This window comes from Sulfitobacter noctilucae (assembly GCF_000622365.1).
GTDB classification, from domain to species: domain Bacteria; phylum Pseudomonadota; class Alphaproteobacteria; order Rhodobacterales; family Rhodobacteraceae; genus Sulfitobacter; species Sulfitobacter noctilucae.
In genome coordinates this window covers 23,559-49,238 of the sequence record NZ_JASC01000001.1, presented here as the reverse complement: position 1 = coordinate 49,238, position 25,680 = coordinate 23,559, and the positions used below count along the sequence as shown (strand labels likewise).

The following is a 25,680-nucleotide window of genomic DNA, read 5'->3' as shown; positions in this document are numbered from 1 at the left end:
GCTGGTGTAAAGGCACAGGCAGGACCGGCAGATGAACAGATATCCCAGAGATTTTCGCGGCTACGGGGCAAACCCGCCTGATGCTGCATGGCCCGGCGGCGCACGGATCGCGGTCCAGTTTGTGGTGAATTACGAAGAAGGCGGCGAAAATTGCCTGCTGCACGGGGATGCCGCGTCGGAGGCATTCTTGTCCGAGATTGTGGGCGCTGCCGCCTGGCCCGGCCAACGGCATTGGAATATGGAAAGCATCTATGACTACGGCGCACGCGCCGGGTTCTGGCGGTTGCACCGTCTGTTCACACAGGCAGGGATCAAGCCGACGGTCTATGGCGTCGCATCGGCACTTGCGCGGGCACCCGACCAAGTCGAGGCGATGCAGGATGCAGGCTGGGAAATCGCCAGTCACGGGTTGAAATGGATCGACTACAAAGACCACGATGCGCAGGCCGAAAGCGCCGATATGGCCGAGGCAATCCGCCTGCACACCGAGGTGACAGGTCACGCACCGAAGGGGTGGTATTGCGGGCGGACGTCGGTAAACACCGTGGCGCTGGCGGCTGAAACGGGCGCGTTTGATTACATTTCAGACACCTATGATGATGATCTGCCGTACTGGATGGAAGCGGGCGGGCGTGAGCAGTTGATCATCCCCTATACGCTTGACTGCAACGATATGCGCTTTGCCACACCGCAGGGTTTCAATGCAGGCGATCAGTTTTTCAACTATCTGCGCGACACCTTTGATGCGCTTTATGCCGAAGGGGTCGAGGGTGCGGCCAAGATGATGTCGGTGGGCCTGCATTGCCGGTTGGTCGGTCGTCCGGGCCGTGTGCAGGCGTTGCGACGCTTCATCGACTATATTAAAGGGTTCGAGGGCGTCTGGACGCCGCGCCGGATCGAGATTGCAGATCATTGGCGCAGCGTCCACGCACCCACCGCACGGGGTCTGCGCTCCAGCAGAATGGCGCGAGACGAATTTGTGACCCGGTTCGGAGGCATCTTCGAGCATTCGCCCTGGATCGCCGAACGCGCCTTTGAGCTTGAGCTTGGTCCCGCCCATGACAGCGCCGCAGGACTGCACAATGCCTTGGTCCGGATGTTTCGGTCCGCAAGCCGGGCCGAGCGGTTGGGCGTGCTGACAGCCCACCCCGATTTGGCGGGCAAGCTGGCGGCGGCAAAACGGCTGACGGCAGAAAGCACCGCCGAGCAGTCTAGCGCCGGTCTGGATGCGCTGACCGATGCAGAGCGCCAGCAGTTCTCAGATCTGAACGCGGCCTATGTGGCCAAGCACGGGTTTCCTTTCATAATCGCGGTCAAGGATCACGACAAGGCGGGCATTCTGCGGGCTTTCACCCAACGCTTGGAGAATGAAACGGCGGTGGAATTCATCACCGCCTGCAAACAGGTCGAACGCATTGCGCGTCTACGGCTGGAGGATATGTTTTGAGCTACGCTTTCCCGCCCGGCGGCCTGCCGGATCAATCGGTCAATCCCGAAGGCACTGCAGTTTTCACGGATGCCTATGCGGTGATCCCTGCACTCACACAGCGCGACATTGTCACCAGCTTTCTGCCGGGTTGGAAGGGCATGCGCATGTGGGTGTTGGCGCGGCCGCTCAGCGGGTTCGCCGAGACATTTTCGCAATATGCTGTGGAACTGGCCCCGCAAGGCGGGACAGATGCACCGGAAGTCGACCCCGAAGCGCAGTCCGTGATCCTTGTTGCGAGCGGTGCATTGACGCTGAACATTGACGGGGCAAAGCACAAGATGGGGGCGGGCGGCTATGCCTATATCCCGCCGGGTGCGGTCTGGACCATCTGGAACGATGGCGATGAAAAGGCCGAGTTTCACTGGGTCCGCAAACGCTATGTCGAGGCTGAGGGCGTGGACCTGCCGCAGGCCTTTGTCACCTCGGATCAGGAAACCGCCCCGATCGTTATGCCCGATTGCGATGGTGTCTGGGCGACGACGCGCTTTGTCGAGCCCACCGATCTGCGTCATGATATGCACGTCAACATTGTGACCTTCCAGCCCGGCGGGCGCATCCCCTTTGCTGAGACCCATGTGATGGAACACGGGCTGTATGTGTTGCAAGGCACGGCGGATTATCTGCTGAACAAGGACTGGGTGCCGGTCGGTCCCGGCGATTTCATGTGGCTGCGTGCCTTTTGTCCGCAGGCCTGTATCGCAACCGGGGACGAACTGTTTCGCTATCTTCTCTATAAGGACGTGAACCGTCATATGCCGCTGTGACCCGCGAGATCACAGCCGAACCCCTGACGGTAGAGGCCTTTGCGCCCTTCGGTGACGTGCTGGATGCCAGCGGCACACCGGACAAGATTATCAATGAGGGACTTTGCGGGCGTCACCACGACCGCGCACGACTTGATTTCGGGCCAGAAGGCCGCGCGGGCATCAGCATTTTCAACGCCGAGCCCCGCAGCTTGCCCTACACCCTCACGCTGATGGAGCGGCATCCGGAAGGCTCCCAAGCCTTTCTGCCGATGACCGGGCATCCGTTTCTGGTGATTGTCGCGCCAGATGCCAATGGCACCCCCGCCAAGCCGCGCGCCTTTCTGACCGCCCCGCATCAGGGCATCAACTTTCACCGCAACATCTGGCACGGTGTTCTAACGCCACTTTTTGCACCGGGCGTCTTCGCTGTTGTCGACAGAATAGGCAATAGTGCCAATCTGGAAGAGGTTTTGCTTGATCCGCCGTATGTTGTGGTCCCTACTTCGGCATAGCCTAAAAAATAGGCACGCATAAAACGACAGGGACATAACCAATGACAGAGATGACCACGGGCGCGTACCGCGATCCTGATGTAACGCCGCCTTTGGCGCAGGCCATTCCGCTGGGGGTCCAGCATGTGTTGGCGATGTTTGCGTCCAATGTGACACCGTCTATCATCGTGGCCGGCGCTGCGGGCCTTGCCTTTGGCGGGGCGGAGCAGGTCTATCTGATCCAGATGGCCATGCTGTTTGCGGGCATTGCGACGCTGTTCCAGACGATCGGTATCGGCCCCATCGGTGCCCGGCTGCCGATCATGCAGGGGACCAGTTTCGCCTTTGTCGGCGTGCTGGCGGGAATCGCCGCGACCCAAGGGTTAAGCGTGGCGCTGACCGCCTGTATCATCGCGGGTGTCATCCACTTTGCGCTGGGCGCGGTGATTGGCAAGCTGCGCTGGTTGTTCCCGCCGCTGATCACCGGTTTGGTGATTCTGGCCATCGGCCTGTACCTGATCCCCGTAGCGATCAAATATGCCGCCGGTGGTGCCGCGACTTTCCAGATGGAGGCCGAGAGCTTTGGCTCTTTGATGCATTGGACCGTGGCCCTGACGGTGGTGATCGTCGCCTTGGTGCTCAAGTTCTTTACCAAAGGCACCACCAGCAATGCCGCCATCCTGATCGGCCTGATCGTCGGCTATCTGGTGGCGCTGGCGTTTGGCATGGTGAACTTTGCCCCTGTCGCCAATGCCAGCTGGATCACCGGCATCGCGCCTTTGCCATATGGATTCGAGTTTTCGTTGGGTGCTGTCATCGCCGTGACACTGGTGTCGGTTGTCTCCGCAATTGAAACAGTGGGCGATACATCTGCCACCACCAAAGCGGGCGCGGGCCGCGAGGCCACAGAGGAGGAAATCGCCGGCGCGACCTATGCCGATGGTCTTGGCACCGCCGTGGCGGGTGTCTTTGGCGGTCTGCCCAACACTTCGTTCAGCCAGAATGTGGGCATCGTCGGCATGACCGGCATCATGTCGCGCCATGTGGTGACGATTGGCGCGATTGTCCTGATTATTTGCGGGTTGGTGCCCAAGATCGGCGCGGTCATCGCCTCCATGCCCTTGCCGGTGCTGGGCGGCGGAGTGATCGTGATGTTCGGCATGGTCGCGGCGGCAGGCCTGAATATGCTGGCCGATGTCGAGATGAACCGACGCAATATGGTGATCATGGCGGTATCCCTGGCCGCCGGGCTTGGCCTGAACCTTGTGCCATCGGCGGTACAATATTTGCCCGGTGTGGTCAAAACGCTGGCGACTTCCGCGGTGGCACCGACGGCGCTTGTGGCGATCTGTCTGAACCTTGTGTTGCCCGACGAGGTCTGATCCAAAGAGCATACACCGCCAATTGCGGCCCTTTCAAACGTGACCTGAGAAAGCGCACCTATGTACGACCTTGCTGCCATGTCCTCATGGATCGAATTTGCGGTCCGCTGGACCCATGTGATCGTGGCCATCGCATGGATCGGATCGTCGTTCTATTTTATCGCCCTGGATCTGGGTCTGCACCGCGACCGCAACCTGGCCAGCGGGGCGGATGGTGAGGAATGGCAGGTGCATGGCGGCGGGTTCTATCACATTCAGAAATACCTGATTGCACCCGACAACATGCCGGACCATCTGGTCTGGTTCAAATGGGAAAGCTATGCGACATGGCTGTCGGGCTTCGCCCTATTGATCCTCGTCTATTACTTCGGCGCGACCTTCTATCTGGTTGATCCCGCGATTGCGGATATCGGCATCCCAACGGCGATCTTTATCTCGTTGGCCTCACTGGCTTTTGGCTGGGTCGCCTATGACCAGATTTGCAAAAGCAGGTTCGGCGATGACAACACGCGCCTGATGGTGCTGCTCTATCTGATCCTCGTGGGGATGGCCTATTTCTATACGTCGGTGTTCTCGGGCCGCGCCGCGCTGCTGCACCTTGGGGCCTTCACGGCCACGATCATGTCGGGCAACGTGTTCTTCACCATCATGCCCAACCAACGCATCGTCGTCGCGGACCTGCAAGCAGGCCGCACGCCTGATGCGAAATATGGCAAAATCGCCAAGCAGCGCAGCACGCACAACAACTACCTGACGCTGCCGGTAATCTTTTTGATGCTCAGCAATCACTACCCGCTGGCCTTCGCCTCCGAAGCGAACTGGATCATCGCATCGCTGGTGTTCCTGATGGGTGTGACGATCCGGCATTACTTCAATTCGGTGCATGCCCGCAAAGGTGATCCGATCTGGACGTGGCTGGTCACGGCGCTGATCTTCATCGTCATCATGTGGCTGTCCACCGCGCCGATGTTCCGTGCAGCGGAGCCGGTCGAGGCGCAGGGGGGCGCGGTACGATTTGCCCAGGCCGAAGGTTTTGACACGGTCAAGGACATCGTCACAGGCCGCTGTTCCATGTGCCACGCGGCAGAGCCTGCGTGGGAAGGGATGCACTGGCCCCCCAAGGGCGTGCGGCTGGAGACGGAATACCAGATCGCCATGGCCGCCAAGCAGATCTACCTGCAATCCGGGCTGACCCATGCGATGCCGCCCGCGAACCTGAGCTACATGCAAGAGGCCGAGCGGGCGCAGATCGTCGCCTGGTACAGGGCCGCGACGGGCGGCTGAAAAAGCGCCACATCTTGGCTGCGAAGGCGCAAGAATCGGGTTCTGTCCGAAGTGCAGCCATGCTAGGTCTAGCGCCATGGCATACCCCAACCCCAATATAAGCGAAACACAACCGGTCATCCGTCAGCTTGATGAAGGGGCGATCAACCGGATCGCCGCAGGCGAAGTGGTCGAACGCCCCGCGTCAGCGGTCAAGGAATTGGTCGAGAACGCCATCGACGCGGGTGCCACGCGCATCACCGTTGAATACGCCGATGGGGGCAAAACCCTGATCCGCGTGACCGACGACGGCTGCGGCATTGCGCCGGGTGATCTGACACTGGCGCTGTCGCGCCATGCGACCTCCAAGATTGATGGTTCTGATCTGCTGAACATCCACACCTTCGGTTTCCGGGGGGAGGCACTGCCTTCGCTTGGGGCTGTCGGGCGGTTGGGGATTTGCAGCCGGGCGGCCGGATACGACGGGGCAGAGATTGCAGTGAAAGGTGGCCAGCTTGGCACGGTGCGGCCAGCCGCGCTTAACGGCGGGACGGTCGTTACCTTGCGCGATCTGTTTTTTGCCACGCCAGCACGGCTGAAATTTCTGCGGACAGACCGTGCCGAAGCACAGGCGATTGGCGATGTGATCAAACGTCTGGCGATGGCAGAGCCTTTTGTGCAATTTACCTTGCGCGATGTTTCTGGCGAAGGCGCGGGCCGCGATGTGTTTCGTGTGGGTGCCGAACAGGGCGATCTGTTTGACGCGCTGCAAGGGCGGCTGGCACAGGTGTTGGGTCGCGAATTTGCTGACAATGCCCTGCCGATTGACGCGGAGCGTGAGGGGCTGCACCTCACTGGTTTTGCCGCTTTGCCGACCTATTCGCGCGGCTCTGCGGTGGCGCAGTATCTCTTCGTGAACGGCCGGGCTGTGCGCGACAAGCTGTTGGTCGGTGCATTGCGCGGTGCCTATTTCGATTTCCTCAGCCGCGACCGCCATCCGGCGGCGGCGCTGTTTTTGGACTGTGATCCGAATCTGGTGGATGTGAACGTGCATCCCGCCAAGTCCGAAGTGCGCTTTCGCGATCCCGGTCTGGCACGCGGGCTGATTGTATCGGCCCTGCGGCACGCGCTGGCCAACGCAGGCCACCGGGCCTCGAGCACCGTGGCAGATGCCACGTTGGGTGCGATGCAGCCGGAGCCGACAGGCGCGCGGATCTACCAGATGGATCGCCCCTCGCTGGGCGCGCGCACTGCGGCTTATGGAGCGCAGGCACCGGGATTTGCAGAGACCGCAGGCGTATGGGGTCGCGTTGATATGCCCGCCGAAGATGTCGTGGAAACGGCGGAAGAGGAATTTCCGCTGGGCACGGCGCGCGGGCAGGTGCACGAAAATTACATCATCGCCCAGACCGCCACAGGCATGGTGCTGGTGGACCAACACGCAGCGCACGAACGGCTGGTTTACGAAAAACTCAAGCGCCAGATGGCCGAGAACGGTGTCGCCGCGCAGGCCCTGCTGATCCCCGAAATCGTCGAGCTTTCGGCTAATGATTGCGCGCTCCTTCTAGGTCTCGCGGATGATCTCGCCCGCTTTGGTCTGGGGCTGGAAGCCTTCGGCGGCAGCGCCGTCGCAGTGCGCGAAACCCCCGCCATTCTGGGCGAGGTCAATGCCCGCGCGCTGTTGCTGGATATTCTTGATGAATTGGCCGACCAGAACGACAGCAACCTGCTGCAAGCCAAGATCGAAGCGATCCTCAGCCGCATTGCCTGTCACGGGTCCATCCGGTCCGGCCGCCGGATGCGGGCCGAAGAGATGAACGCGCTTTTGCGCGAGATGGAGGCGACGCCGCATTCAGGGCAATGCAACCACGGACGGCCTACTTACGTTGAACTCAAGCTGGCCGACATTGAACGGCTTTTCGGGCGCACATGATCCAGATTGGCGAACAGAATTACAGCTTCGATGATCCCATCGTCATCGTGGTGCTTGTCGCGGGGGCCATGGTGCTTCTGATCCTCGCTTTGCTGGTCATGGCAATCCGGGCGGCGGGGAAATCGGCGCGGATGGCGGCCCCCTTGGGCCAGCACATGCAAGTCCTTGGCAGCCATGTGCAACAGTTGGGTGCGGGACAGGAACAACTGCGCGGCGGTTTGCAAACCGTGTCGGACACCCAGGCCAATGCGCAGGCGCAATTGGTGCAAAGCATGGAGGCGCGGCTGGCCGCTGTGCAGCAGAATATGCAGGACCGTCTGGCCGACAATGCGGCCCGCTCGGCACGCTCGCTGGCCGAGATGCAGGAACGCATGAACGCGACCCTGCATGGATCATCTAAGCAAACCACCACCAGCCTGACGCAATTGCAAGAACGGCTGGCGGCCATCGACAAGGCGCAGGACAACATCACCAAGCTGTCCGGCGACGTGCTGTCCTTGCAGGACATTCTCAGCAACAAGCAGCGGCGCGGGATGTTCGGTGAGATCCAGCTGAATGATATTGTCTCAAAGGCGCTGCCGCCGAATAGTTTCGAGTTTCAGCACACCCTGTCCAACGGCAAACGCGCCGATTGTCTGGTGCATCTGCCGAACCCGCCGGGGCCTATCGTTATTGACGCCAAGTTTCCGTTCGAGGCATTCGAGGCATTGGCCTCCGCCGAAGGCAAGGAAGACCAGCAACGCGCCTTGCGGGCGTTCGGTGCGGCAGTACGGGTGCATATCAAGGCAATTTCCGAGAAATATATCATTGAAGGCGAAACGGCAGATGGCGCATTGATGTTCCTGCCGTCCGAGGCGGTTTACGCCGAACTGCACGCCCGTTTGCCCGACGTGGTGCGCGCAGGCTTTGACGCGCGGGTGTGGATCGTGTCGCCGACCACCTGCATGGCCACGCTGAACACCATGCGGGCGATCCTCAAGGACGCAAGGATGCGCGAGCAGGCCGGAGCGATCCGCAAGGAGCTTGGCATGCTGCATGATGACGTGGAGCGGTTGGTGACACGGGTCGGCAATCTGGACCGTCATTTCGGCCAGGCCCGCAAAGACGTGGACGAGATCATGATCAGTAGTGAGAAGGCGGCAAAACGCGCAGGCCGGCTGCACAACTTCGATTTTGAAGAGCTGACCGAGGATAAATCGCCCACCGCTGTCGTGCCACTGACCAAGCCACTGGACTAGGTCAAAGACAGGCAATCGATAAAGACGACATCCGTGTGCAACCTTTTTGTGACTGGCCTCGTGAGTTCACCGTACTACCTCCCACCCACCCGAACTTTACAGGACAATCAAACTCTATGCCGAGCCATCCTTCGACCCTCGCACCGCGAGGGCTTCACCCGCGCCGAAATATCGCTGTGATCGGCGCTGGCATTACTGGAATGGGCGCGGCCCACCGGCTTGCAGACAGCCACAATGTGACCCTGTTCGAAGCAGGTCACAGGCTGGGAGGTCATGCACGGACCGTGATGGCAGGCAAACGCGGCGATCAGCCCGTCGATACCGGTTTCATCGTGTTCAACTATGCCAATTACCCGCACCTTGCGGCGCTTTTTGCCGAGCTTGACGTGCCGGTGGTGAAATCGAACATGAGCTTTGGTGCCTCGATCGACGGGGGGCGCTTTGAATATGCGCTGACCAGCATCGACGCGATTTTTGCGCAAAAGAAGAACCTGCTGAACCCGGGTTTCCTGCGCATGATCCGCGACATCGTGAAATTCAACAACAACGCCCTGCGCGTGGCCGAGGACAAGAGCCTGACCATCGGAGAATTCCTTAATGTATTGGGGATGGGCAACTACTTCCGCAATTACTACCTTTCCCCTCTTTCCGGTGCGATCTGGTCCACACCTACCGAGAAAATCATGGATTTTCCTGCCCATGCGATGGTGCAGTTCTTTGAGAACCACGCGTTGTTGGGGTATTCGGGCCAGCACCAGTGGTACACGGTTGAGGGGGGATCCCAGTCCTATGTCACGCGGCTGGAGGCAGCGATGCGCGGCAAGGGTGTCAACATCCGTTTGAATGCCCCCATTGATGCCGTGCGCCGTGTCGCTACCGGGGTCGAAGTGAAGGCCAAGGGCGGCGACTGGACCCACTATGACGAGGTGATCTTTGCCACCCATTCCGACGACACGTTGGCGCTGCTGTCCGACCCCAGCGCCGAGGAAAGCCGCGCCTTGGGGGCGGTCAGATACCAGCCCAACGATATTGTGCTGCATGCTGATGCCTCTGTCATGCCAAAGCGGCGCAAAACATGGGCATCCTGGGTCTATACCGAAGACAGCAATGCAGCCTCAGACCGCATTGATTTGACCTATTGGATGAATTCGCTGCAACCTATTCCGATGGATGATCCGCATTTCGTGACCCTGAACACCAAGCGGACCATCCGCGAGGATCTGATCTATGATCAGGTCACACTGCGCCATCCGGTCTATGATCTGGCGGCGCTTGCCGCGCAAAAGGACGTGACTGCGTTCAACGGCACGCGCAATACCTGGTTCTGCGGTGCATGGATGCGCAATGGTTTCCACGAGGACGGTCTGGCCACTGCAATGGAAGTGGTCGACGCGATGACAGCGGCTGACAGGCTGGCCATCGCGGCAGAGTGATGCAAACGGTCGATCATATCGCCGGACAGACATTTCACGGGCGGAAGGGTACCGTGGAAAACGCTTTTCGCTACTCGATCGACTATGTGCTGTGCGATGCCGAAGCACCGGTGAAAACGCCATTCCTGTTTGGTCGTAACCGCGCCGGGCTCGCGTCTTTACATGACAGCGACCATGGCGGCGCGGCGAAGCAGGGCAGGGGTGCCTCTTGGGTGCGAGAGGTGCTGGCAGAGCATGGCATCAAGGGCGTTCAGCGCATCGAATTGCTGGCGCAGCCGCGGATGCTGGGCCATGTGTTCAACCCGGTTAGCTTTTGGCTATGCCGCGACACACAGGATGCCTTGATCACCGTGATCGCAGAGGTCAGCAACACCTTTGGCGACCGCCATTGCTATCTATGCGCCCACGATAATCTACGGCCGATCCTGCCGACGGATGAACTGCACGCGACCAAAATCTTTCATGTCTCCCCGTTCCAGCCGGTCGAAGGCGGATATACCTTTCGGTTTGATATAAATGACAGTCGGGTCGGCATCTGGATTGACTACACCGAGGGTAATGGCGGGTTGATTGCCACGCTGACGGGCAAGCGCACACCGATCAGCAATATGTCCATTCTGCGGGCCATCCTGCGTCGCCCCTTCGGTTCGCGCCGCGTGCTGGCGTTGATCCATTGGCAGGCGTTCAAGCTATGGTGGAAAGGCGCACCTTTCCGGTCCCGTCCCGAGCCGCCTAGTTCAGAAATCAGCCGCTGATGTCGATTTGGGCACAGCGCCTTCCGTCTTATGCCTTGTTCGCAGCCCTTTTGTCTGCGGCGGGGCTGCCGATTTATATCCATGCGCCCAAATTCTATGTGGATGAATACGGCGTGTCGCTTGCCGCCCTTGGCGCTGTGTTGTTTGGTCTGCGGTTGCTGGATGTGGTGCAAGACCCGATGCTCGGCCGTCTATCGGAAAAGCTGCGCCACCGGCGCGGGCTGGCCGTGGGCATCGGGGCTTCTGTGATGGCGGGCGCGATGCTGGGGCTTTTTGCGATAACGCCGCCGGTGGCCCCGTTGATCTGGTTCGGCGCGATGCTGACACTGGTCTTTTCGGCTTTCAGCTTTCTGACGATATGCTTCTATGCCCAAGGGGTCGCCAAGGCTGACAGCCTGCCGGGCAGTGGTCACCTCGCGCTGGCCCGTTGGCGCGAAACCGGTGCGCTTTTGGGGGTCTGCGTGGCGTCTGTGGCACCAGTGGCGCTGGGCGCTGTGATGGGTGCACCCTTTGCAGGGTTTGCCGTGGGGTTTGCGGTGCTTGCTATCGCAGCCGGGTTGGCCATGATAGGCGAATGGCGAGAGACCGGCCTGCCACCCTCAACCGGTTTTGCCACAGTGCTGCGTGATCCCTTGGCGCGCAAATTGTTGTTGATCGCGCTGGTCAATGCCGCACCGGTTGCCGTCAGCTCGACCCTGTTCTTGTTTTATGTCGAAATCGCGTTGCAATCGCCGGGTTGGGAAGGGCCGCTCTTGCTGCTGTTTTTCCTGTCGGCAGCTGCCGCAGCGCCGGTCTGGGGTCGGTTGGCGGAACGCTTCGGCGGAAAACCCGTTTTACTTGTTGCGATGGTGCTGGGTATCATCGCCTTTGGCGGGGCGCTGTTTTTGGGGCCGGGGGATGCGCTGCTCTTTGCGGTGGTCTGTGTGGCCTCGGGCGCAGTGCTTGGCGCGGACCTTACGGTGTTGCCCGCGATGTTCGCCACACGGATGGCCAAAATCTCGCCTTCGGCGGCAGAAGGCTTCGGTCTTTGGTCATTTGTTTCGAAATTTACATTGGCTTTGGCTGCTGCCATCTTACTTCCTGCATTGGAAAGCGCAGGTTTGCAGACCACCGGCGGCGAAAGCCCAGCACAAGCGGTGCACCTTCTGGTCTTGCTTTATGCAGGGGTGCCCTGTGCGCTGAAATTGATCGCAATCGCATTGCTGAGCAGTGCCAAAGGTCTGGAGGACCGTTGATGGAGAGCCTGTTACTGATCCTTATTGGCACTGGCCTCGCCTCTTTAATGATCTGGATACGCAAACGCATGGCCGGCTTTTACGGTCAGTCCCCGGCGGACTACGAAGACGGCTGGCCGGTTTTCGATATTCAACAGCATCTGAACGGCGACATGGTCTGTGAAGGCGTCATCTTCGGCCCCTTGGGTCGCGTCACCAGCACATTTATCGCTGACTTCCATATTACATGGGAAGGCAACAAGGCCGTCATGGACGAGGTCTTTCGCTATAATGACGGGTCCCGGCAGACCCGCCAGTGGATCATCACGCTGGGCAGTGGCAGCGACGGGAGCTTCATCACAGAGGCCGATGATGTGCCGGGTAACGGCAGGGGCATGCAGTCGGGCGGCACAGTGCAGATGTGTTATGATATCCGGTTGCCGGACACGTCTGGTGGTCACCTGCTGAACACGATCGATTGGATGTATCTCACCCCTGACGGTGCCATCATGAACCGCAGCCAGTTTCGCAAATACGGTTTCAAAGTGGCCGAATTAGTTGCAACGATCAGACCCAAGGAGACGACATGAGAGAGTGGAAATCGAAACGGTATTGGCTGGTCGGTGCGAGCGATGGACTGGGGGCTGCAGTTGCCCACAAGCTAAGCCGGGCGGGTGCGGAGGTGATTGTCTCGGCGCGATCCGAAGACAAGCTTGCAGCACTTGTGGCGGAATTGCCGGGCAAAGCGAGCTATCAGGTGGTGGACGTCTCGGACAACGATAGCGTCAAAGCCGCTGCCGAAGCGGTGGGCGAGGTTGACGGGGTGATACATCTGGCTGGGGTTTACTGGCCTTTCGGGGCCAAGGAATGGGACGCCGATCAAGCCAATGCAATGGCAGACATCAATTTTACCGGTCTGATGCGGGTGATGGGTCAGGTGGTGCCGGGCATGGTGGCCCGCGATCGCGGTCATATCGTGATCACCTCAAGCCTGACGGGTTTCCGCGGCTTGCCCGGCTCGATCGCCTATACCGCGTCGAAGGCAGGTACCATGTCACTGGCCGAATGTATGTACGCAGACCTGCGCAAGACAGGTGTGGATGTGCAGGTGATCAACCCGGGCTTTATCAAGACCCAGCTTACCGACAAGAACGATTTTAAAATGCCGTTCATCATGGAACCCGAAGAGGCCGCGCAGGAAGTGTTCGAGCACATCAGTTCGGACCACTTCAAGAAGAGCTTTCCCTGGCTCTTTTCGCTGGTGTTCAGGTTCAGCCAGTTCCTGCCCGACTGGCTGTATTTCCGCGTTTTCAGCTGACGGTCAGTCCAGCGCGGCGCGATGGGTGTCAAACATAGCCCGCGCGCGCGCCCAGACCCCGGTTTCGTCCTCCGCTAGACAACGCAGGCTTGGCAAAAGCTGCGCCGCATAGTCTTGCGAGCTTTCCAACGGCAGCATGGATGGCAGGTTGTCGATCGCCATAACATCCAGCGGGGGCGTATCGTGTACGCGCAGCGCGGGTGCCGCCCAGGTGGTCGCGCGGTCATAGACCGGCACAGGGTTGAACGCGCTGTCGGGATCGCAGGCAATATCGCCGACGACCGATAGTTTGCGCGTTTCGGTCAAAGCTGATTTCGGGACAAACACCGGTGTTTTCGGTCCGGCCAGAATGCAGTTCAGAAAAATGTCATGCATCAGGATTTCGGTGAAAGGCCCGCCGCTTGCAGTCTCCTCCATGTCCCAGCCGGTGACCGGGACTGTCATCGCTTGGCATAGGTCCGATGCCCCCGTGCCAACACGCCCCAAAGCGCCGATGATCAGCGCCGAAGGCCGCGCCGCTTTTGTTGCATCAAGTCGGGCCCTGAGATCATCCTTAAGCGCATTGGCATCTGCGTAGGGCGCAATGCCCTGTGCGATTCCGCCCTTTTGCTGCGCGGCCCAGCACATGAGGGCCACAGCAGCACCGGCAAAACCGGCCCAATAGCCAAAGGCCGCAACCCGGCGTCCCGTGTCATCAACCAGATATTCCAGGTCGAGCAGCGAGCCACCGCCCGCCTTGAACCGCTGCAAAAGGATTTGCCCCGCAGCCTGGCCCTTGTAGGCGTGGCCAAACATGATGTGTTGGTGGACCAGCGGCGTACCGTCGTCGGGCAACTCTTTCAAACCAAAGATAATCGCGTCTTGCGGTGCATCTGGCCAACTGTGCGCGGGCGCAATTTTGCAGCCTGTCGCCGCATAATCGTCGGTCGCGATCACCCTGCTGTCCGAAGCTTCAACCGTAACGGTCATGCCCTGAGCCAGCAGCGTTGCAACGCCGTCAGGCGTAATGCCGACGCGGGTTTCATTGTCGCGCTGCTCGGCGCGAACCCAAAGGTGGGGGGCGGTCATAACATACCCTTTGCACGAACGGCTTTCACACTGTCGCGGGCTTCCATCCTTTTCAGGAAGGCGGCGACAGGCGGATAGTCTGCGGGGTCGACGCCATCGCCCGCAAGCCAATTGCAGACCACAAAGAGATAGGGATCGGCGATGGACAGGCTGTCGCCCGTCACGAAATCACCATGCAAACAGTCCGAGGCCACATATGCAGCACATGCTGCCATGGTTTCGGGCACTTTAGCTTTCATGTCTTCAAAGCTGCTGGACTGGTCGGCCCAGCGGCTGCCGCGCATCTTATGGGCATGGGCGACATGCATGGTCGAGGCGAGATAATACATCACTCCACGCATATGCGCTGCGACAACGGGATCAGGGGGCAAAAGACCCGCGTCTGGTGCAAGGGTGGCGACATAATCCAGAAGCGCGCCCGTTTCGGTCAGCGCAGTGCCGCTGTCGGTAACAAGCGTCGGCACACGGCCTTTGGGGTTCAGCGTCAGATAGGCGGCTTTGGTTTGTTCGGCATTGGCAAAGTCAACTTTGACGGCCTCATAGGCCAGGCCCGCCTCCTCCAGCGCGATGGCGACGGCGATAGAAATTGTACCTTTGGCGTAATGAAGTTTCATGGTGGGGCAGCCTTTCAAATATGGGTTTGGGCGATACGCCGATCCGGTCTGTCGAGGTGCGGCACCGCGTTGAACAAAACCGGCGACCAATGTCCGCCGATGGGAAAGAGCCTGTGCATCGAGGTATGCATGATCGCCAGTGCGAGCCGCGCCATCGCAGGGATGTCCAGATGCATTGCTTGCGCCATGGTCATAGAGATCAGCCCGCCGGAGGTGACTACGAGTGCGGGGCCCTTGCCATCACTGATCTCGCGCAACGCATCACTGACCCGGCCGTGAAAACTGTCCCAGCTTTCGGGCGTACCTTCGATTTTACCGGCCCGCCAGTAGTCAAATACCTGGGGCAGATGCAGGGCAAACTGACCTTGTTCGGATGGAAAACTGATGCCGTGCTGTTCCTGCATCAAATTGGCAAGCGTGAAGTATTCAAGCTCGTTCAGCCGCGCATCGCGGACCGGTTCAAGCCCGGTGTCCATGCCTTCAGCGGTTTCGATATGGCGTCGAAGCGTCCCGGTATAGAGCCGCGTGTGATGCGTACCACTGTCGCGCAGATGGTGGCCGAGCCACGCCGCCTGGGTATGGCCCAGCTCGCTCAGCCTGTCATAGCTCAGCTCGTCCGTGGCGGTTGAATTCGCCTGTCCGTGGCGGATCAAAGTGATGTGGGACATGGGTGCTCCTGTTGACGTGGCCCCTTGATAGGCGAGCGGTGCGGCGGTTGAAAGCATGCGCTTTGGTATTTTTGAAAGGGTGAAGGGAGGGGGGTCGCCTATCGGAAACCGCGCTTGGCGTAAAAACGGGGTGGTGTGTCGGGATTGGGACTCCTGCGCTGCCTGCAAAATCGGTAGAAGTGAGGCAGGTGCAGGAGGATGATGTCATGGCCGACAAGATCACATTCACGCTGAACGGCGAAAAGGTTGAGGCCGAGGCAGGTCTGACAATCTGGGAAGTTGCCAATGGGCGCGGACTGGTGATCCCGCATCTTTGCCACAAGCCCGCACCGGGTTATCGCCCCGACGGCAATTGCCGGGCTTGCATGGTCGAGATCGAGGGCGAGCGCACTTTGGCGGCCTCCTGCATTCGCGAGCCGAGCGAAGGGATGGTTGTGACCACGGACAATGCCCGCTCCGAGAGCGCGCGCAAGATGGTGATCGAACTGCTGATGGCGGACCAGCCTGCGCATGAGGTCTCTCATGACAAGTCGAGCCACCTGTGGGACATGGCCGAGTTGAATGATGTGGCAGACAGCCGCTTTCCCAAGCTGGAGGCGGGGCATATCCCGCTGTTGGACGACAGCCATGTGGCGATGAGCGTCAATCTGGATGCCTGCATTCAATGCGGTCTGTGCGTGCGGGCCTGCCGCGAGGTGCAGGTGAACGATGTGATCGGCATGTCGGGGCGGGGGCATGATACCTGGCCGACGTTCGATATGGCCGACCCGATGGGCGACAGCACCTGCGTGGCTTGCGGTGAATGTGTTCAGGCCTGCCCCACGGGGGCCTTGATGCCATCGACCGTGGTGGATGCGGATCAGGTGGGCGACAGCGCGGATTTCGACCGCGAGGTAGAGAGCATTTGCCCGTTCTGCGGTGTCGGCTGTCAGATTTCGCTGAAGGTGAAGGACAACAAGGTCAAATATGTCGAGGGGATCAATGGTCCGGCGAATGAGGGGCGCCTCTGCGTCAAAGGCCGCTTTGGTTTTGATTACATCCACCATGATCACCGCCTGACCAAGCCGCTGATCCGGCGCGAGGATGCGCCGGCCAAGGGGCTGAATGTGGACCCTGACAATTGGCAGGATTTCTTTCGCGAAGCCTCGTGGGACGAGGCGCTGGATTTCGCCGCAGGCGGATTGAAGGATATTGGCGGCACGGGTGTGGCGGGTTTCGGCTCGGCCAAATGCACCAACGAGGAAGCATATCTGTTTCAAAAGATGATCCGTCAGGGCTTTGGTCACAACAACGTCGATCATTGCACGCGGCTCTGCCATGCCTCCTCGGTGGCGGCTTTGATGGAAAACGTCGGATCGGGGGCCGTGACCGCGACCTTCAACGAGATCGAAAATGCAGATGTGGCGATTGCCATCGGCTGCAACCCGATTGAAAACCATCCTGTCGCGGCCACCTACTTAAAGCAGTTCACCAAGCGCGGTGGAAAGCTGATCGTGATGGACCCGCGTGGGCAGGCACTAAAGCGCTATGCCAGCCATATGCTGCAGTTCCGGCCCGGCACCGACGTGTCTATGCTGAATGCGATCATGCATGTGATCGTCGAAGAGGGGCTGTACGACCAGCAGTATATCGAAGCCTACACAGAAAACTGGGAGGCCGAGAAAGAGCATCTGCAGGATTTCACGCCCGAGAAAATGGCCGAAGTCTGCGGCATTGATGCCGAAACGCTGCGCGATGTGGCGCGGGTCTTTGCCGGCGCGAAGGCGGGAATGATTTTCTGGGGCATGGGCGTGTCGCAGCATATCCACGGCACGGACAACGCGCGCTGTCTGATCTCGCTTGCCTTAATGACCGGGCAGGTGGGGCGGCCCGGTGCCGGGCTGCATCCGCTGCGGGGGCAGAACAATGTGCAAGGGGCCTCTGATGCGGGGCTGATCCCGATGTTCTTGCCGGATTATCAGTCGGTGATGGATGATGGCGTGCGATCGGCCTTTACCGATGTTTGGCAGTCCAATGATTTCTCCGCGCAGAAGGGACTGACCGTGACCGAGATCATGGACGCGGTGCACGACGGTGACATTCGTGGCATGTACATTTTAGGCGAAAACCCTGCGATGTCGGATCCGGATGTGGAACATGCCCGCGATGCGCTGGCCAAGCTGGATCATCTGGTTGTGCAGGACATTTTCATCACCGAAACGGCGAATTTTGCCGATGTGATCCTGCCCGCCAGTGCTTTCGCTGAAAAGTCGGGCACGGTGACCAATACCAATCGTCAGGTCCAGATGGGTCGCCCTGCGGTGTCGCCACCGGGGGAGGCGCGCGAGGATTGGTGGATCGAGGTGGAACTGGCCAAGCGGCTGGGTCTGGGGTGGGAGTATGCCAGCCCGGCGGATGTCTTTGCCGAGATGAAGCTGAACATGAAGTCGCTGGACAATATCACCTGGGATCGTCTTGAAGCCGAGAACGCAGTGACCTATCCGTCGCTGTCGCCCAGCGATCCCGGTCAAGCGATTGTCTTTGCCGACGGGTTCCCACGCCCCGATGGGCGGGCGCGGTTCACGCCAGCCTCGATCATTGCGCCGGATGATGTGCCCGATGCCGAGTATCCGATGATCCTCACGACAGGGCGACAGTTGGAACATTGGCACACCGGGTCCATGACCCGCCGCGCCACGGTGCTGGATGCGGTAGAACCTGAGGCAAACTGCTCGTTGCATCCCTCTACCCTGCGCAAGTTGGGCGTGGCACCGGGGGAGCATGTGCGCCTGACCACCAAACGCGGATCGATTGAGATCATGGCGCGGGAAGATCGGGCCGTTAGCCCTGACATGGTTTTCCTGCCTTTTGCCTATGTAGAGGCGGCGGCGAATATCCTGACGAACCCGGCGGTGGACCCTTACGGCAAGATCCCCGAGTTCAAGTTTTCCGCAGTGAAGGTCGAAGCGGTGTCGGACAGGGTTGCGGCAGAGTAACCTGCTGTCGAAAGATCACGGCAGGACTGCGCTTGCCTTTCACTGCGGTGCGCCGAGTCATCGGTTGGAACCGATACCGCCGCTTTCGTGTTTTAACGTGAATGTAGAACACGAAAGGAAACCTCATGCTTATCCGAACCAGTCTGATTGTTGCCCTTATGGGTGGTGCCGCTTTTGCCGAGGACACAAAGAACCCGGTAGAGAGTAAAGATGCGCAGCGGCAGGACGGAAACTACCTGCGGGCCCTTGATGACATGGAAGTCCATGACGCCGCCGGCGAAAAGATCGGCGAAGTCGAAGATGTGCTGATTGATGGGGATGGCATGCCCGTCGCCTATGTTGTCGAAATCGGCGGCTTGCTGGGTATCGGCTCTGACGAAGCGATTGTGCCGATTGACGCTTTCGAGTTTGCCGGCGGTGCCTATGTCTCGAAGATGACTCAGGACCAACTGGAGAATTTGCCGCGCTGGGATGATTGATCGTCACAATCCGCATTAACGCGGCATGGACAAACTCAGGCGTGGCAGTGATGCTGCGCCTAAATTTTTTTGAAGGTGTGTCATGCAAACTGATCCTCAACGGTTTCTTACGGATCTGCATCAACTTCGGTCTTTCGGGGCGGCCGGTATCGGCAAAGGCGTAGTGCGGCCTGCGTACTCGGATGCTGACGTGGCGGCGCGGAAATGGCTGGCAGATCGGTTTACTGAGGCTGGCCTGCGGGTCGAGATTGACCCGATGGGCAATGTCTTTGGTTTGGCGGAAGGGCCATCGCTTTTGATGGGCTCACACTCGGACAGCCAGCCAGAGGGAGGATGGCTTGACGGGGCGCTGGGCGTCATTGCGGCGCTTGAAGTGGCGCGGGCGGCCCGTGAGGCTGGCGGACCGGTGGTATCGGTAGTGTCCTTTCAGGACGAGGAGGGACGTTTTGGCGTCACCACAGGATCGGCGGTTTGGTCCGGGCATCTGGCGCTGGATGATGCGGATGCGCTTGTGGATCATGCGGGCGTTACACTCGCTAAGGCGCGACAGGCGATAGCAGATATGGTCACGGGAGAGGTGGATCCGGCGCAGTTCACAGGCTTTGTAGAATTACATATCGAGCAGGGGCCGACCCTGGACATCAGTGGTGAACAGATCGGGGTGGTGACGGATATCGTCGGAATTCGGGATATGAAGATGACCTTTGAGGGTCAGCAGAATCACGCAGGCACCACACCGATGCATCTGCGGCGCGATGCGTTTCAGGCGGTATCAGCCTTTAACACCGCGCTGAATGACCGGTTTCGCAATGTAGTGACCCCAAGCACAGTTTGGACCATCGGACATCTCAGTTTGCACCCCAATGCGTCTTCCATCGTGCCGGGGCGGGCGGTGTTTTCAATGCAGTGGCGCGATGGCGATGCTGCGCGCTTGGGGCGGATGGAAGAGATCATCCGCGAGACGGCAGCAGAGGTGGCTGAGACACAGGGGATGACACCTTCTTGCGGGCCGCTTTTGGGGCTGGAGCCTGTTGCGATGGATGCTGACCTGCGCAGCGCGCTGCAGCAGGGCGCGGAGGCCGTGGCACCGGGGAACTGGCGCAAGATGCCCTCTGGCGCGTTGCATGATGCGACGAATGTATCGCGCCTGATGCCCGTGGCGATGCTTTTTGTGCCCTCGATCGGCGGCATCAGCCATGCGTTTGAAGAGGATACGCGCGAAGATGATCTGGTCGCTGGTGTGCGGGTGTTGGAGCATGCGGTCAAGGCGCTGGCGGAGTCGTCTTTCGCTGGAAAGTGATAGAAGTCGGCCGGTCGAAGCCCGGATGGGTGGTGCGGGCCACTTCGCGAAAGCCTAGTCGGGTAAAGGCGGCATGATTGCCGGTCAGCTCGACGCGGCTTTGCAGCTCTATTCTGCTCAGTCCATGTGTGTAAGCTCGCGCATTGGCCTGCGTCAGTAATTGGCGGGCGAGGCCGGTGCCGCGGGCCTGCGGCGCGACGGCGAGTTTACCGACAGTGAGCAAATTGGCTTTGACGGTGAAAATGGCGCAAGCAATGAGTGGCGAGCCGAAGGTCCAGATTTCCTGTGTTTCGGCCAGATCACGCAAGGCATCCAGCGTCAGCGAATGCATGGATGAAGGTGGGTCAATCACGCCGTCCATATAGGCAAAGCTCGTGCGGATCAGCGCCAGCGCATCGGCAAGGGCGGTATCATCAGGGCCAAGCCGCCGCAGTGTTAGTGCCACGTTACATCGCCCAAAAAGATATAGCCGGCACCGTATATCGTTTTGATCAGTTGGGGGTTCTTGGGGTCTTCGCGCAGTTTCGTGCGCAGGCGCGAGATGCGCACGTCCATCGCCCGGTCAAAACTTTCGGAGGCTGCACCACCAAGGCTTTCCTGCATTTGGGCGCGGCTGATCAGGCGTTTCGGGCTTTCCAGGAACAGCCGCAGGACTTCACTTTCTGCATGGGAAAAGGGCACTTCGACACCGGCGTCATCCGACAGAATGTAGCGATCGAAATGGGCTTGCCAGCCCGCAAAATGGGCAACGTCACTGCCGCCGCTGGTTGACTTGGGCTTGCGCAGGCGGGCGCGAATACGGGCGACGACCTCAGCCGGATCAAAAGGTTTGATGATGTAGTCATCAGCACCAAGTTCCAGTCCGGTCACGCGGTCCTGCACCTGTGCGCGGCCCGAAATGATGATGACAACCGCGCCTTGCTCAAGCGCCAGACGGTGCACAAGCGTCAGCCCGTCGGTATCGGGCAGGCTCAGATCGACAAGGCAGACATCGGGGGTGCGTTTGGCCAGTGCCGCCTCGAACGCGCGGGCGCGGCCAAAGCTGAGTGTTTCAAAACCCGCTTCCTCCAGCACATCGGCCAGCAGCGTGCGGATTTCGGGTTCATCGTCCAGAATGGTGACCAAAGGGCGGGTCATTGTGCGGCAACCTTATGAGGCGCAATCAGGGCGGTCAGATCGGTGGTGTCAAAGGGTTTGCGCAGCACCGGGGCGACCTGTTGAGCGGCAAGATAAAGAGCATGATCGGTCGGTAGGGACGTCATCAGGACCAGCGGCGTTTGGCCGGAAATGCGGTCGGCCAGATCAAGGCCGGTGCCCTCGCCCACCAGCTGGATATCGGACAAAACGAGCGCAATGTCGGGAAGATCGGCCAGCAAAGCGCTGGCTTCATCGGCGCTGGTTGCTTCGATCACCGAATGGCCCAGCGCCATAAGCATGTCGCGCACGTTGGCCCGGATGTCGCCGTCGTCTTCAACCAGCAGCACAAGGCCCGCCGTATCGGGTAGCGCCATACGGTAGGGCAGACGCAGGACCACAGTTGCGCCACCCTCCGCGCTATTCCGCAGGCGCAGATCGCCGCCAGCGGATTTGGTCAAGTCATAGACCATGGACAGACCCAGCCCGCTGCCTTCGCTGCCTTTGGTGGTAAAAAACGGGTCGATCCCCTGCTCCAGTGCCGAGGCTGAAAACCCCGGGCCATCGTCGGTCACCGACCATTCGATCCATGTATCATGCACATGGCGCAGGGCGATATGGATGCGCCCCGCAGCGCCGCATGCGTCGCGTGCGTTCAGGATCAGGTTCAATAAACAATCGGTCAGGCGGCCTTTGTCGAGCAGTACGGGGGCGTCCGGCATCTGGTTGTCAGTGCTTAGGGTGATACCGGCGGGCAACGTGGGCTTGGCCAGCGTGGTGAGGTCCGCCAGAAGCTGCGCAGGATCGGTCGCCTCGGGCCGCAGCGTGCGCGGACCTGTCAGGTTGGCAATCGAACTGAGAAGTGCGCCGCCGCGCCGGGCTGCGGCCAATGTGCCTTCGATCAGCTTTTGCGCCTCGGGCGCGAGGTCGGATTGCCGCGCGAGCCGCGATTGCATGCCCAGAATGATGGTCAGCAGGTTGGAGAAATCATGCGCCAGCCCTGAGATCACCTGGGCGGCCAGCTCGCGCTTGCGGGTTTGCTGTAAGGCGACACGGGTCTGTGTTTCCTCGGTGATGTCAGTGGACAGAATATAGACACCGTTTTGTCCATCAGGGGTAAAAGCCGCACGGATGCGTCGGGCCGTTGTATCATCGGTGAACTCGGTGACGGCCGGGGCACCCCCATAGGCGCGGTCCAGCGCGGGTTTGATCCTGTCATAGGCAAAAGCGCCCAACGCGTCGGCAATATACAGGCCCACAATCGTTGTGGGCCGCCCGGGCATGATGTGAGGCAAGCGCTGGTTGGAAAAGGTATAGCGCCCCGCCGCGTTCACATGGGCAATATGCGCGGGCAGCATCTCGGTGGTCAGCCGCGTGCGGGCTTCGCTTTCGGTCAGTTGGCGTTTCGTCTCTTCCAGCGTGGTGATCATTGCCGCACGCTCGCGGTTGGTGGCAGACAGCTGCTCTGCATGGGCCAGTACCTGATCCGACAGCGCATCGGACCGGGCATGCAGCAGCTTTTCCTGCGCTTTGGTCGCGGTGATGTCCGTATAAACCGTAACCCACCCGCCTTGGGGCAGGGGGGACCCTTCGACACTGATGGTGTGGCCATTGGCACGGGTGCGTTCCATATAATGCGGCGCAAAGGCCAGCGCCTGATTGATGCGTTCGGTGACAAAGCTGTCGATGTCATCCACTGGCCCGTATTCGCCACGGGTTGCCAGATGGTGAATGGTCTCTTGGAATGTGGCCCCCGGCGTGACGAGCCTGTCAGGCAAGCTGAACATATGTTGGAAAGGGGCGTTGCAGACCACCAGTTTCAGTTGCTCATCATAAATGGTCAGGGCCTGCGCAATCAGGTTCAGACCTGCGCTGGTCATGGCCTTGGCCTGTTCATCCGTGATGTCCATCGGTCCCCTCCGGATTTACCGCTAGCACCAGTTAACGACCTGCGCAAAGCCTCGCCGCAGTTGAGCAAGGCTTGTTACAATTCGTAAGGATTGTGAAAACTTCAAGAAAAAGTTGACGTCCAGCCTGCGTTCAGCACTCTTAGGGTGTGAGAATCGTGAAACACGCGATCGGTCCTGCCGCAAAATGGCAGGTTAGGGAGGAATAACTTTGGCCACGCCACTCGTGCGCGCCGACGGACCGCAGTCCGTACCGGCGCTTTTGCATCGTAACGCCACTCAGTTTGCGAACGCGCCGGCGTATCGCGAGAAAGAATATGGCATTTGGCAAAGCTGGACCTGGGCGCAAACCCGCGATGAGGTCGAAGCGCTGGCGCTGGGCCTCATGGAAATGGGCATCAACGAAGGCGACTTCGTTTCCGTGATCGGACGCAACCGGCCGTACCTCTATTGGGCAATGATGGCCGCCGAAATGTGCGGCGCGGTTCCGGTGCCGCTTTATCAGGACGCAAACGCCGAAGAGATGGCCTATGTGATGAACCACTGTGGCGCACGCTTTGCCATTGTGGGCGATCAGGAGCAGGTCGATAAAATTCTGGACGTTCAGGACCAGCTGCCGGAATTCCAGCAGATGATCTATCTCGATCCACGCGGCCTACGCAAATACGACCACGCGGCGATGAAGCAGTATTCCAACGTGCAAGAGCTGGGCCGCCAGTTCCGCGACAAACACATCAAAGAGCTGGAAGCGCGTCAGGCCAAGCTGGATTATGACAGCACGGGGGTGATGCTTTACACCTCTGGGACCACCGGCAAGCCGAAGGGCGTGGTCCTGTCCAACCGCAACATCATCGAGACCGCAAAATCGTCGTCCGAATTCGACAACCTGCGCCAGAGTGATGACATTCTGGCCTATCTGCCGATGGCTTGGGTGGGTGATTTCATCTTTTCCGTGGGTCAGGCGATGTGGACGGGCTTTTGTACCAACTGCCCCGAGAGCGCCGACACGATGCACGTCGACCTGCGCGAGATCGGGCCGACCTATTATTTTGCTCCGCCACGCGTGTTCGAGACGCAGTTGACCAGCGTGATGATCCGCATGGAAGACGCCAGTCGCATGAAAAAGTGGCTGTTTGATACCTTTATGGCCCATGCACGCAAGGTTGGTCCGGCCATTCTGGATGGCAAACCAGTCAGCCAGTGGGACCGGTTCAAGTACAAGCTGGGCGAGGCGTTTGTCTATGGGCCGCTCAAGAACACGCTGGGCTTCAGCCGCGTGCGCGTGGGCTATACCGCCGGTGAGGCGATCGGTCCCGAGATTTTTGATTTCTATCGGTCATTGGGCATCAACCTTAAACAGTTGTACGGCCAAACCGAAGCGACAGTGTTTATTACGGCGCAGCCCGATGGCGAAGTGCGCAGCGACACGGTTGGCGTAACCTGTCCGGGTGTGGAGCTGAAAATCGCGGAGAACGGCGAGGTATTCTACCGGTCGCCCGGGGTATTTGTGGAGTATTACAAGAACCCCGAAAGCACCAGGGACACCAAGGACGCCGAGGGCTGGGTTGCGACCGGCGATGCGGGCTTTATTGAAGAAGGCACCGGCCATCTGCGCATCATCGACCGGGCCAAGGACGTGGGCAAAATGGCGGATGGATCGCTCTTTGCGCCGAAATACGTCGAGAACAAGTTGAAGTTCTTTCCGAATATCCTCGAAGCTGTTGTTTTCGGGAACGAGAAGGATGAATGCACAGCCTTCATCAACATCGACCTGACGGCGGTGGGAAACTGGGCCGAGCGCAACAACATCGGCTATGCGAGTTATCAAGAGCTGGCGCGGCATCCGCAGGTGATGGACACGATCCAGAGCCATGTTGAAGCCGTGAACGCGAGCGTGGCCGAGGATGAGATGCTGTCGGGATGCCAGGTGCACCGCTTTGTTGTGCTGCACAAGGAACTCGATGCAGACGACGGGGAGTTGACGCGGACACGCAAAGTACGCCGCCGGATCATCGAAGAGAAGTACGACGACATCATTACGGCGCTTTATGACGGGTCGAAGTCCGTCAGCACGGAGACCGAAGTGACTTATGAAGACGGGCGCAAAGGCAGCATCAAAGCGACGCTGGAAGTCCGCGACGCGGCGGTGCAGGCCGTGACACCGACAAAGTTGGCAGCGGAATGACGGCGCGACGCGCGTTTTCGACGACGCCCCGCCCGCCCTCCCGTTCGGTGAGCACTATGGGCCGCGCGCCTGTTGGTGGCGGTGTGTC

The 25,680-nt window shown here is 59.8% G+C and carries 22 protein-coding genes; 16 read left to right on the top strand and 6 right to left on the bottom strand.

The window, feature by feature from the left end; all coding sequences use genetic code 11:
• The first annotated feature begins 31 nt into the window (after positions 1 to 31).
• The 12 genes from puuE (at position 32) to Z945_RS0100185 (ending at position 13,262) form a co-directional block, all read left to right on the top strand.
• The gene (gene puuE / locus Z945_RS0100240) at positions 32 to 1,447 is read left to right on the top strand and encodes an allantoinase PuuE (protein ID WP_025050117.1); all 1,416 of its coding nucleotides are present in this window, start codon (positions 32 to 34) and stop codon (positions 1,445 to 1,447) included.
• Positions 1,444 to 2,253 (top strand): bifunctional allantoicase/(S)-ureidoglycine aminohydrolase, encoded by an 810-nt coding sequence (locus tag Z945_RS0100235; protein WP_025050116.1) that lies wholly within the window; start codon positions 1,444 to 1,446, stop codon positions 2,251 to 2,253. The genes puuE and Z945_RS0100235 overlap by 4 nt, the downstream gene beginning before the upstream one ends.
• Positions 2,250 to 2,747 (top strand): ureidoglycolate lyase, encoded by a 498-nt coding sequence (locus Z945_RS0100230; RefSeq protein ID WP_025050115.1) that lies wholly within the window; start codon positions 2,250 to 2,252, stop codon positions 2,745 to 2,747. The genes Z945_RS0100235 and Z945_RS0100230 overlap by 4 nt, the downstream gene beginning before the upstream one ends.
• 41 nt (positions 2,748 to 2,788) lie before the next feature.
• Positions 2,789 to 4,108, top strand: a complete 1,320-nt coding sequence (locus Z945_RS0100225; RefSeq protein ID WP_025050114.1) for a uracil-xanthine permease family protein — start codon at positions 2,789 to 2,791, stop codon at positions 4,106 to 4,108.
• A gap of 60 nt (positions 4,109 to 4,168) precedes the next feature.
• A complete protein-coding gene (locus Z945_RS0100220) occupies positions 4,169 to 5,392 on the top strand; it encodes a urate hydroxylase PuuD (RefSeq protein ID WP_025050113.1) in 1,224 nt (407 codons plus the stop codon).
• A gap of 76 nt (positions 5,393 to 5,468) precedes the next feature.
• Positions 5,469 to 7,304, top strand: a complete 1,836-nt coding sequence (gene mutL, locus Z945_RS0100215) for a DNA mismatch repair endonuclease MutL (protein WP_025050112.1) — start codon at positions 5,469 to 5,471, stop codon at positions 7,302 to 7,304.
• Positions 7,301 to 8,542 carry a DNA recombination protein RmuC gene (locus Z945_RS0100210; RefSeq protein WP_025050111.1) on the top strand — a complete coding sequence of 414 codons (1,242 nt, stop codon included), beginning with the start codon at positions 7,301 to 7,303 and terminating at the stop codon, positions 8,540 to 8,542. The genes mutL and Z945_RS0100210 overlap by 4 nt, the downstream gene beginning before the upstream one ends.
• A gap of 116 nt (positions 8,543 to 8,658) precedes the next feature.
• A complete protein-coding gene (locus Z945_RS0100205; protein WP_025050110.1) occupies positions 8,659 to 9,975 on the top strand; it encodes an NAD(P)/FAD-dependent oxidoreductase in 1,317 nt (438 codons plus the stop codon).
• Positions 9,972 to 10,730, top strand: coding sequence for a DUF1365 domain-containing protein (locus Z945_RS0100200; RefSeq protein WP_025050109.1), 759 nt, complete (start codon positions 9,972 to 9,974; stop codon positions 10,728 to 10,730). The genes Z945_RS0100205 and Z945_RS0100200 overlap by 4 nt, the downstream gene beginning before the upstream one ends.
• Positions 10,730 to 11,965, top strand: coding sequence for an MFS transporter (locus Z945_RS0100195; protein WP_025050108.1), 1,236 nt, complete (start codon positions 10,730 to 10,732; stop codon positions 11,963 to 11,965). Before Z945_RS0100200 ends, Z945_RS0100195 begins: the two co-directional genes overlap by 1 nt.
• Positions 11,965 to 12,534 carry a DUF3833 family protein gene (locus tag Z945_RS0100190; RefSeq protein ID WP_025050107.1) on the top strand — a complete coding sequence of 190 codons (570 nt, stop codon included), beginning with the start codon at positions 11,965 to 11,967 and terminating at the stop codon, positions 12,532 to 12,534. Before Z945_RS0100195 ends, Z945_RS0100190 begins: the two co-directional genes overlap by 1 nt.
• Complete coding sequence (locus tag Z945_RS0100185) at positions 12,531 to 13,262, top strand: SDR family NAD(P)-dependent oxidoreductase (protein WP_025050106.1); 732 nt, start codon at positions 12,531 to 12,533, stop codon at positions 13,260 to 13,262. The genes Z945_RS0100190 and Z945_RS0100185 overlap by 4 nt, the downstream gene beginning before the upstream one ends.
• A gap of 3 nt (positions 13,263 to 13,265) precedes the next feature.
• Here Z945_RS0100185 and Z945_RS0100180 read toward each other — a convergent pair whose 3' ends face one another.
• From Z945_RS0100180 to Z945_RS0100170, 3 genes are read right to left on the bottom strand one after another with little or no spacing between them, the layout of a single operon-like run.
• Entirely contained in the window at positions 13,266 to 14,330 is a 1,065-nt protein-coding gene (locus tag Z945_RS0100180) for a saccharopine dehydrogenase (RefSeq protein ID WP_025050105.1), read from the bottom strand.
• Entirely contained in the window at positions 14,327 to 14,944 is a 618-nt protein-coding gene (locus Z945_RS0100175) for a glutathione S-transferase family protein (protein ID WP_025050104.1), read from the bottom strand. Before Z945_RS0100175 ends, Z945_RS0100180 begins: the two co-directional genes overlap by 4 nt.
• A gap of 14 nt (positions 14,945 to 14,958) precedes the next feature.
• Complete coding sequence (locus Z945_RS0100170; RefSeq protein ID WP_025050103.1) at positions 14,959 to 15,612, bottom strand: histidine phosphatase family protein; 654 nt, start codon at positions 15,610 to 15,612, stop codon at positions 14,959 to 14,961.
• Between the two features lie 206 nt (positions 15,613 to 15,818).
• Between Z945_RS0100170 and fdhF the strand changes: the two genes are divergently transcribed.
• The 3 genes from fdhF (at position 15,819) to Z945_RS0100155 (ending at position 20,366) form a co-directional block, all read left to right on the top strand.
• Positions 15,819 to 18,587, top strand: coding sequence for a formate dehydrogenase subunit alpha (gene fdhF, locus Z945_RS0100165; protein WP_025050102.1), 2,769 nt, complete (start codon positions 15,819 to 15,821; stop codon positions 18,585 to 18,587).
• Positions 18,588 to 18,712: 125 nt separating this feature from the next.
• Complete coding sequence (locus tag Z945_RS19160) at positions 18,713 to 19,066, top strand: PRC-barrel domain-containing protein (RefSeq protein WP_025050101.1); 354 nt, start codon at positions 18,713 to 18,715, stop codon at positions 19,064 to 19,066.
• A gap of 82 nt (positions 19,067 to 19,148) precedes the next feature.
• The gene (locus tag Z945_RS0100155; RefSeq protein ID WP_025050100.1) at positions 19,149 to 20,366 is read left to right on the top strand and encodes a Zn-dependent hydrolase; all 1,218 of its coding nucleotides are present in this window, start codon (positions 19,149 to 19,151) and stop codon (positions 20,364 to 20,366) included.
• On the opposite strand, the gene Z945_RS0100150 is transcribed toward Z945_RS0100155, so the two are convergent.
• Genes Z945_RS0100150 through Z945_RS0100140 form a run of 3 tightly spaced genes read right to left on the bottom strand, consistent with a single transcriptional unit; the run spans position 20,329 to position 23,410 of the window.
• Positions 20,329 to 20,811 (bottom strand): GNAT family N-acetyltransferase, encoded by a 483-nt coding sequence (locus Z945_RS0100150; protein WP_025050099.1) that lies wholly within the window; start codon positions 20,809 to 20,811, stop codon positions 20,329 to 20,331. The genes Z945_RS0100155 and Z945_RS0100150 overlap by 38 nt on opposite strands.
• Positions 20,802 to 21,503 (bottom strand): response regulator transcription factor, encoded by a 702-nt coding sequence (locus Z945_RS0100145; protein ID WP_025050098.1) that lies wholly within the window; start codon positions 21,501 to 21,503, stop codon positions 20,802 to 20,804. Before Z945_RS0100145 ends, Z945_RS0100150 begins: the two co-directional genes overlap by 10 nt.
• Positions 21,500 to 23,410, bottom strand: a complete 1,911-nt coding sequence (locus Z945_RS0100140) for a PAS-domain containing protein (RefSeq protein WP_025050097.1) — start codon at positions 23,408 to 23,410, stop codon at positions 21,500 to 21,502. Before Z945_RS0100140 ends, Z945_RS0100145 begins: the two co-directional genes overlap by 4 nt.
• Positions 23,411 to 23,618: 208 nt before the next feature.
• Here Z945_RS0100140 and Z945_RS0100135 point away from each other — a divergent pair, with 208 nt between their 5' ends.
• A complete protein-coding gene (locus tag Z945_RS0100135; protein WP_025050096.1) occupies positions 23,619 to 25,592 on the top strand; it encodes an AMP-binding protein in 1,974 nt (657 codons plus the stop codon).
• Positions 25,593 to 25,680 lie beyond the last annotated feature (88 nt).

Bases quoted from the DNA above. Each gene is read 5' to 3' on its own strand.
- puuE (WP_025050117.1), top strand. From the start codon at position 32: ATGAACAGATATCCCAGAGATTTTCGCGGCTACGGGGCAAACCCGCCT.
- Z945_RS0100225 (WP_025050114.1), top strand. From the start codon at position 2,789: ATGACAGAGATGACCACGGGCGCGTACCGCGATCCTGATGTAACGCCG.
- Z945_RS0100220 (WP_025050113.1), top strand. From the start codon at position 4,169: ATGTACGACCTTGCTGCCATGTCCTCATGGATCGAATTTGCGGTCCGC.
- mutL (WP_025050112.1), top strand. From the start codon at position 5,469: ATGGCATACCCCAACCCCAATATAAGCGAAACACAACCGGTCATCCGT.
- Z945_RS0100210 (WP_025050111.1), top strand. From the start codon at position 7,301: ATGATCCAGATTGGCGAACAGAATTACAGCTTCGATGATCCCATCGTC.
- Z945_RS0100205 (WP_025050110.1), top strand. From the start codon at position 8,659: ATGCCGAGCCATCCTTCGACCCTCGCACCGCGAGGGCTTCACCCGCGC.
- Z945_RS0100195 (WP_025050108.1), top strand. From the start codon at position 10,730: ATGTCGATTTGGGCACAGCGCCTTCCGTCTTATGCCTTGTTCGCAGCC.
- Z945_RS0100190 (WP_025050107.1), top strand. From the start codon at position 11,965: ATGGAGAGCCTGTTACTGATCCTTATTGGCACTGGCCTCGCCTCTTTA.
- Z945_RS0100185 (WP_025050106.1), top strand. From the start codon at position 12,531: ATGAGAGAGTGGAAATCGAAACGGTATTGGCTGGTCGGTGCGAGCGAT.
- Z945_RS0100180 (WP_025050105.1), bottom strand. From the start codon at position 14,330: ATGACCGCCCCCCACCTTTGGGTTCGCGCCGAGCAGCGCGACAATGAA.
- Z945_RS0100175 (WP_025050104.1), bottom strand. From the start codon at position 14,944: ATGAAACTTCATTACGCCAAAGGTACAATTTCTATCGCCGTCGCCATC.
- Z945_RS0100170 (WP_025050103.1), bottom strand. From the start codon at position 15,612: ATGTCCCACATCACTTTGATCCGCCACGGACAGGCGAATTCAACCGCC.
- fdhF (WP_025050102.1), top strand. From the start codon at position 15,819: ATGGCCGACAAGATCACATTCACGCTGAACGGCGAAAAGGTTGAGGCC.
- Z945_RS19160 (WP_025050101.1), top strand. From the start codon at position 18,713: ATGCTTATCCGAACCAGTCTGATTGTTGCCCTTATGGGTGGTGCCGCT.
- Z945_RS0100155 (WP_025050100.1), top strand. From the start codon at position 19,149: ATGCAAACTGATCCTCAACGGTTTCTTACGGATCTGCATCAACTTCGG.
- Z945_RS0100145 (WP_025050098.1), bottom strand. From the start codon at position 21,503: ATGACCCGCCCTTTGGTCACCATTCTGGACGATGAACCCGAAATCCGC.
- Z945_RS0100140 (WP_025050097.1), bottom strand. From the start codon at position 23,410: ATGGACATCACGGATGAACAGGCCAAGGCCATGACCAGCGCAGGTCTG.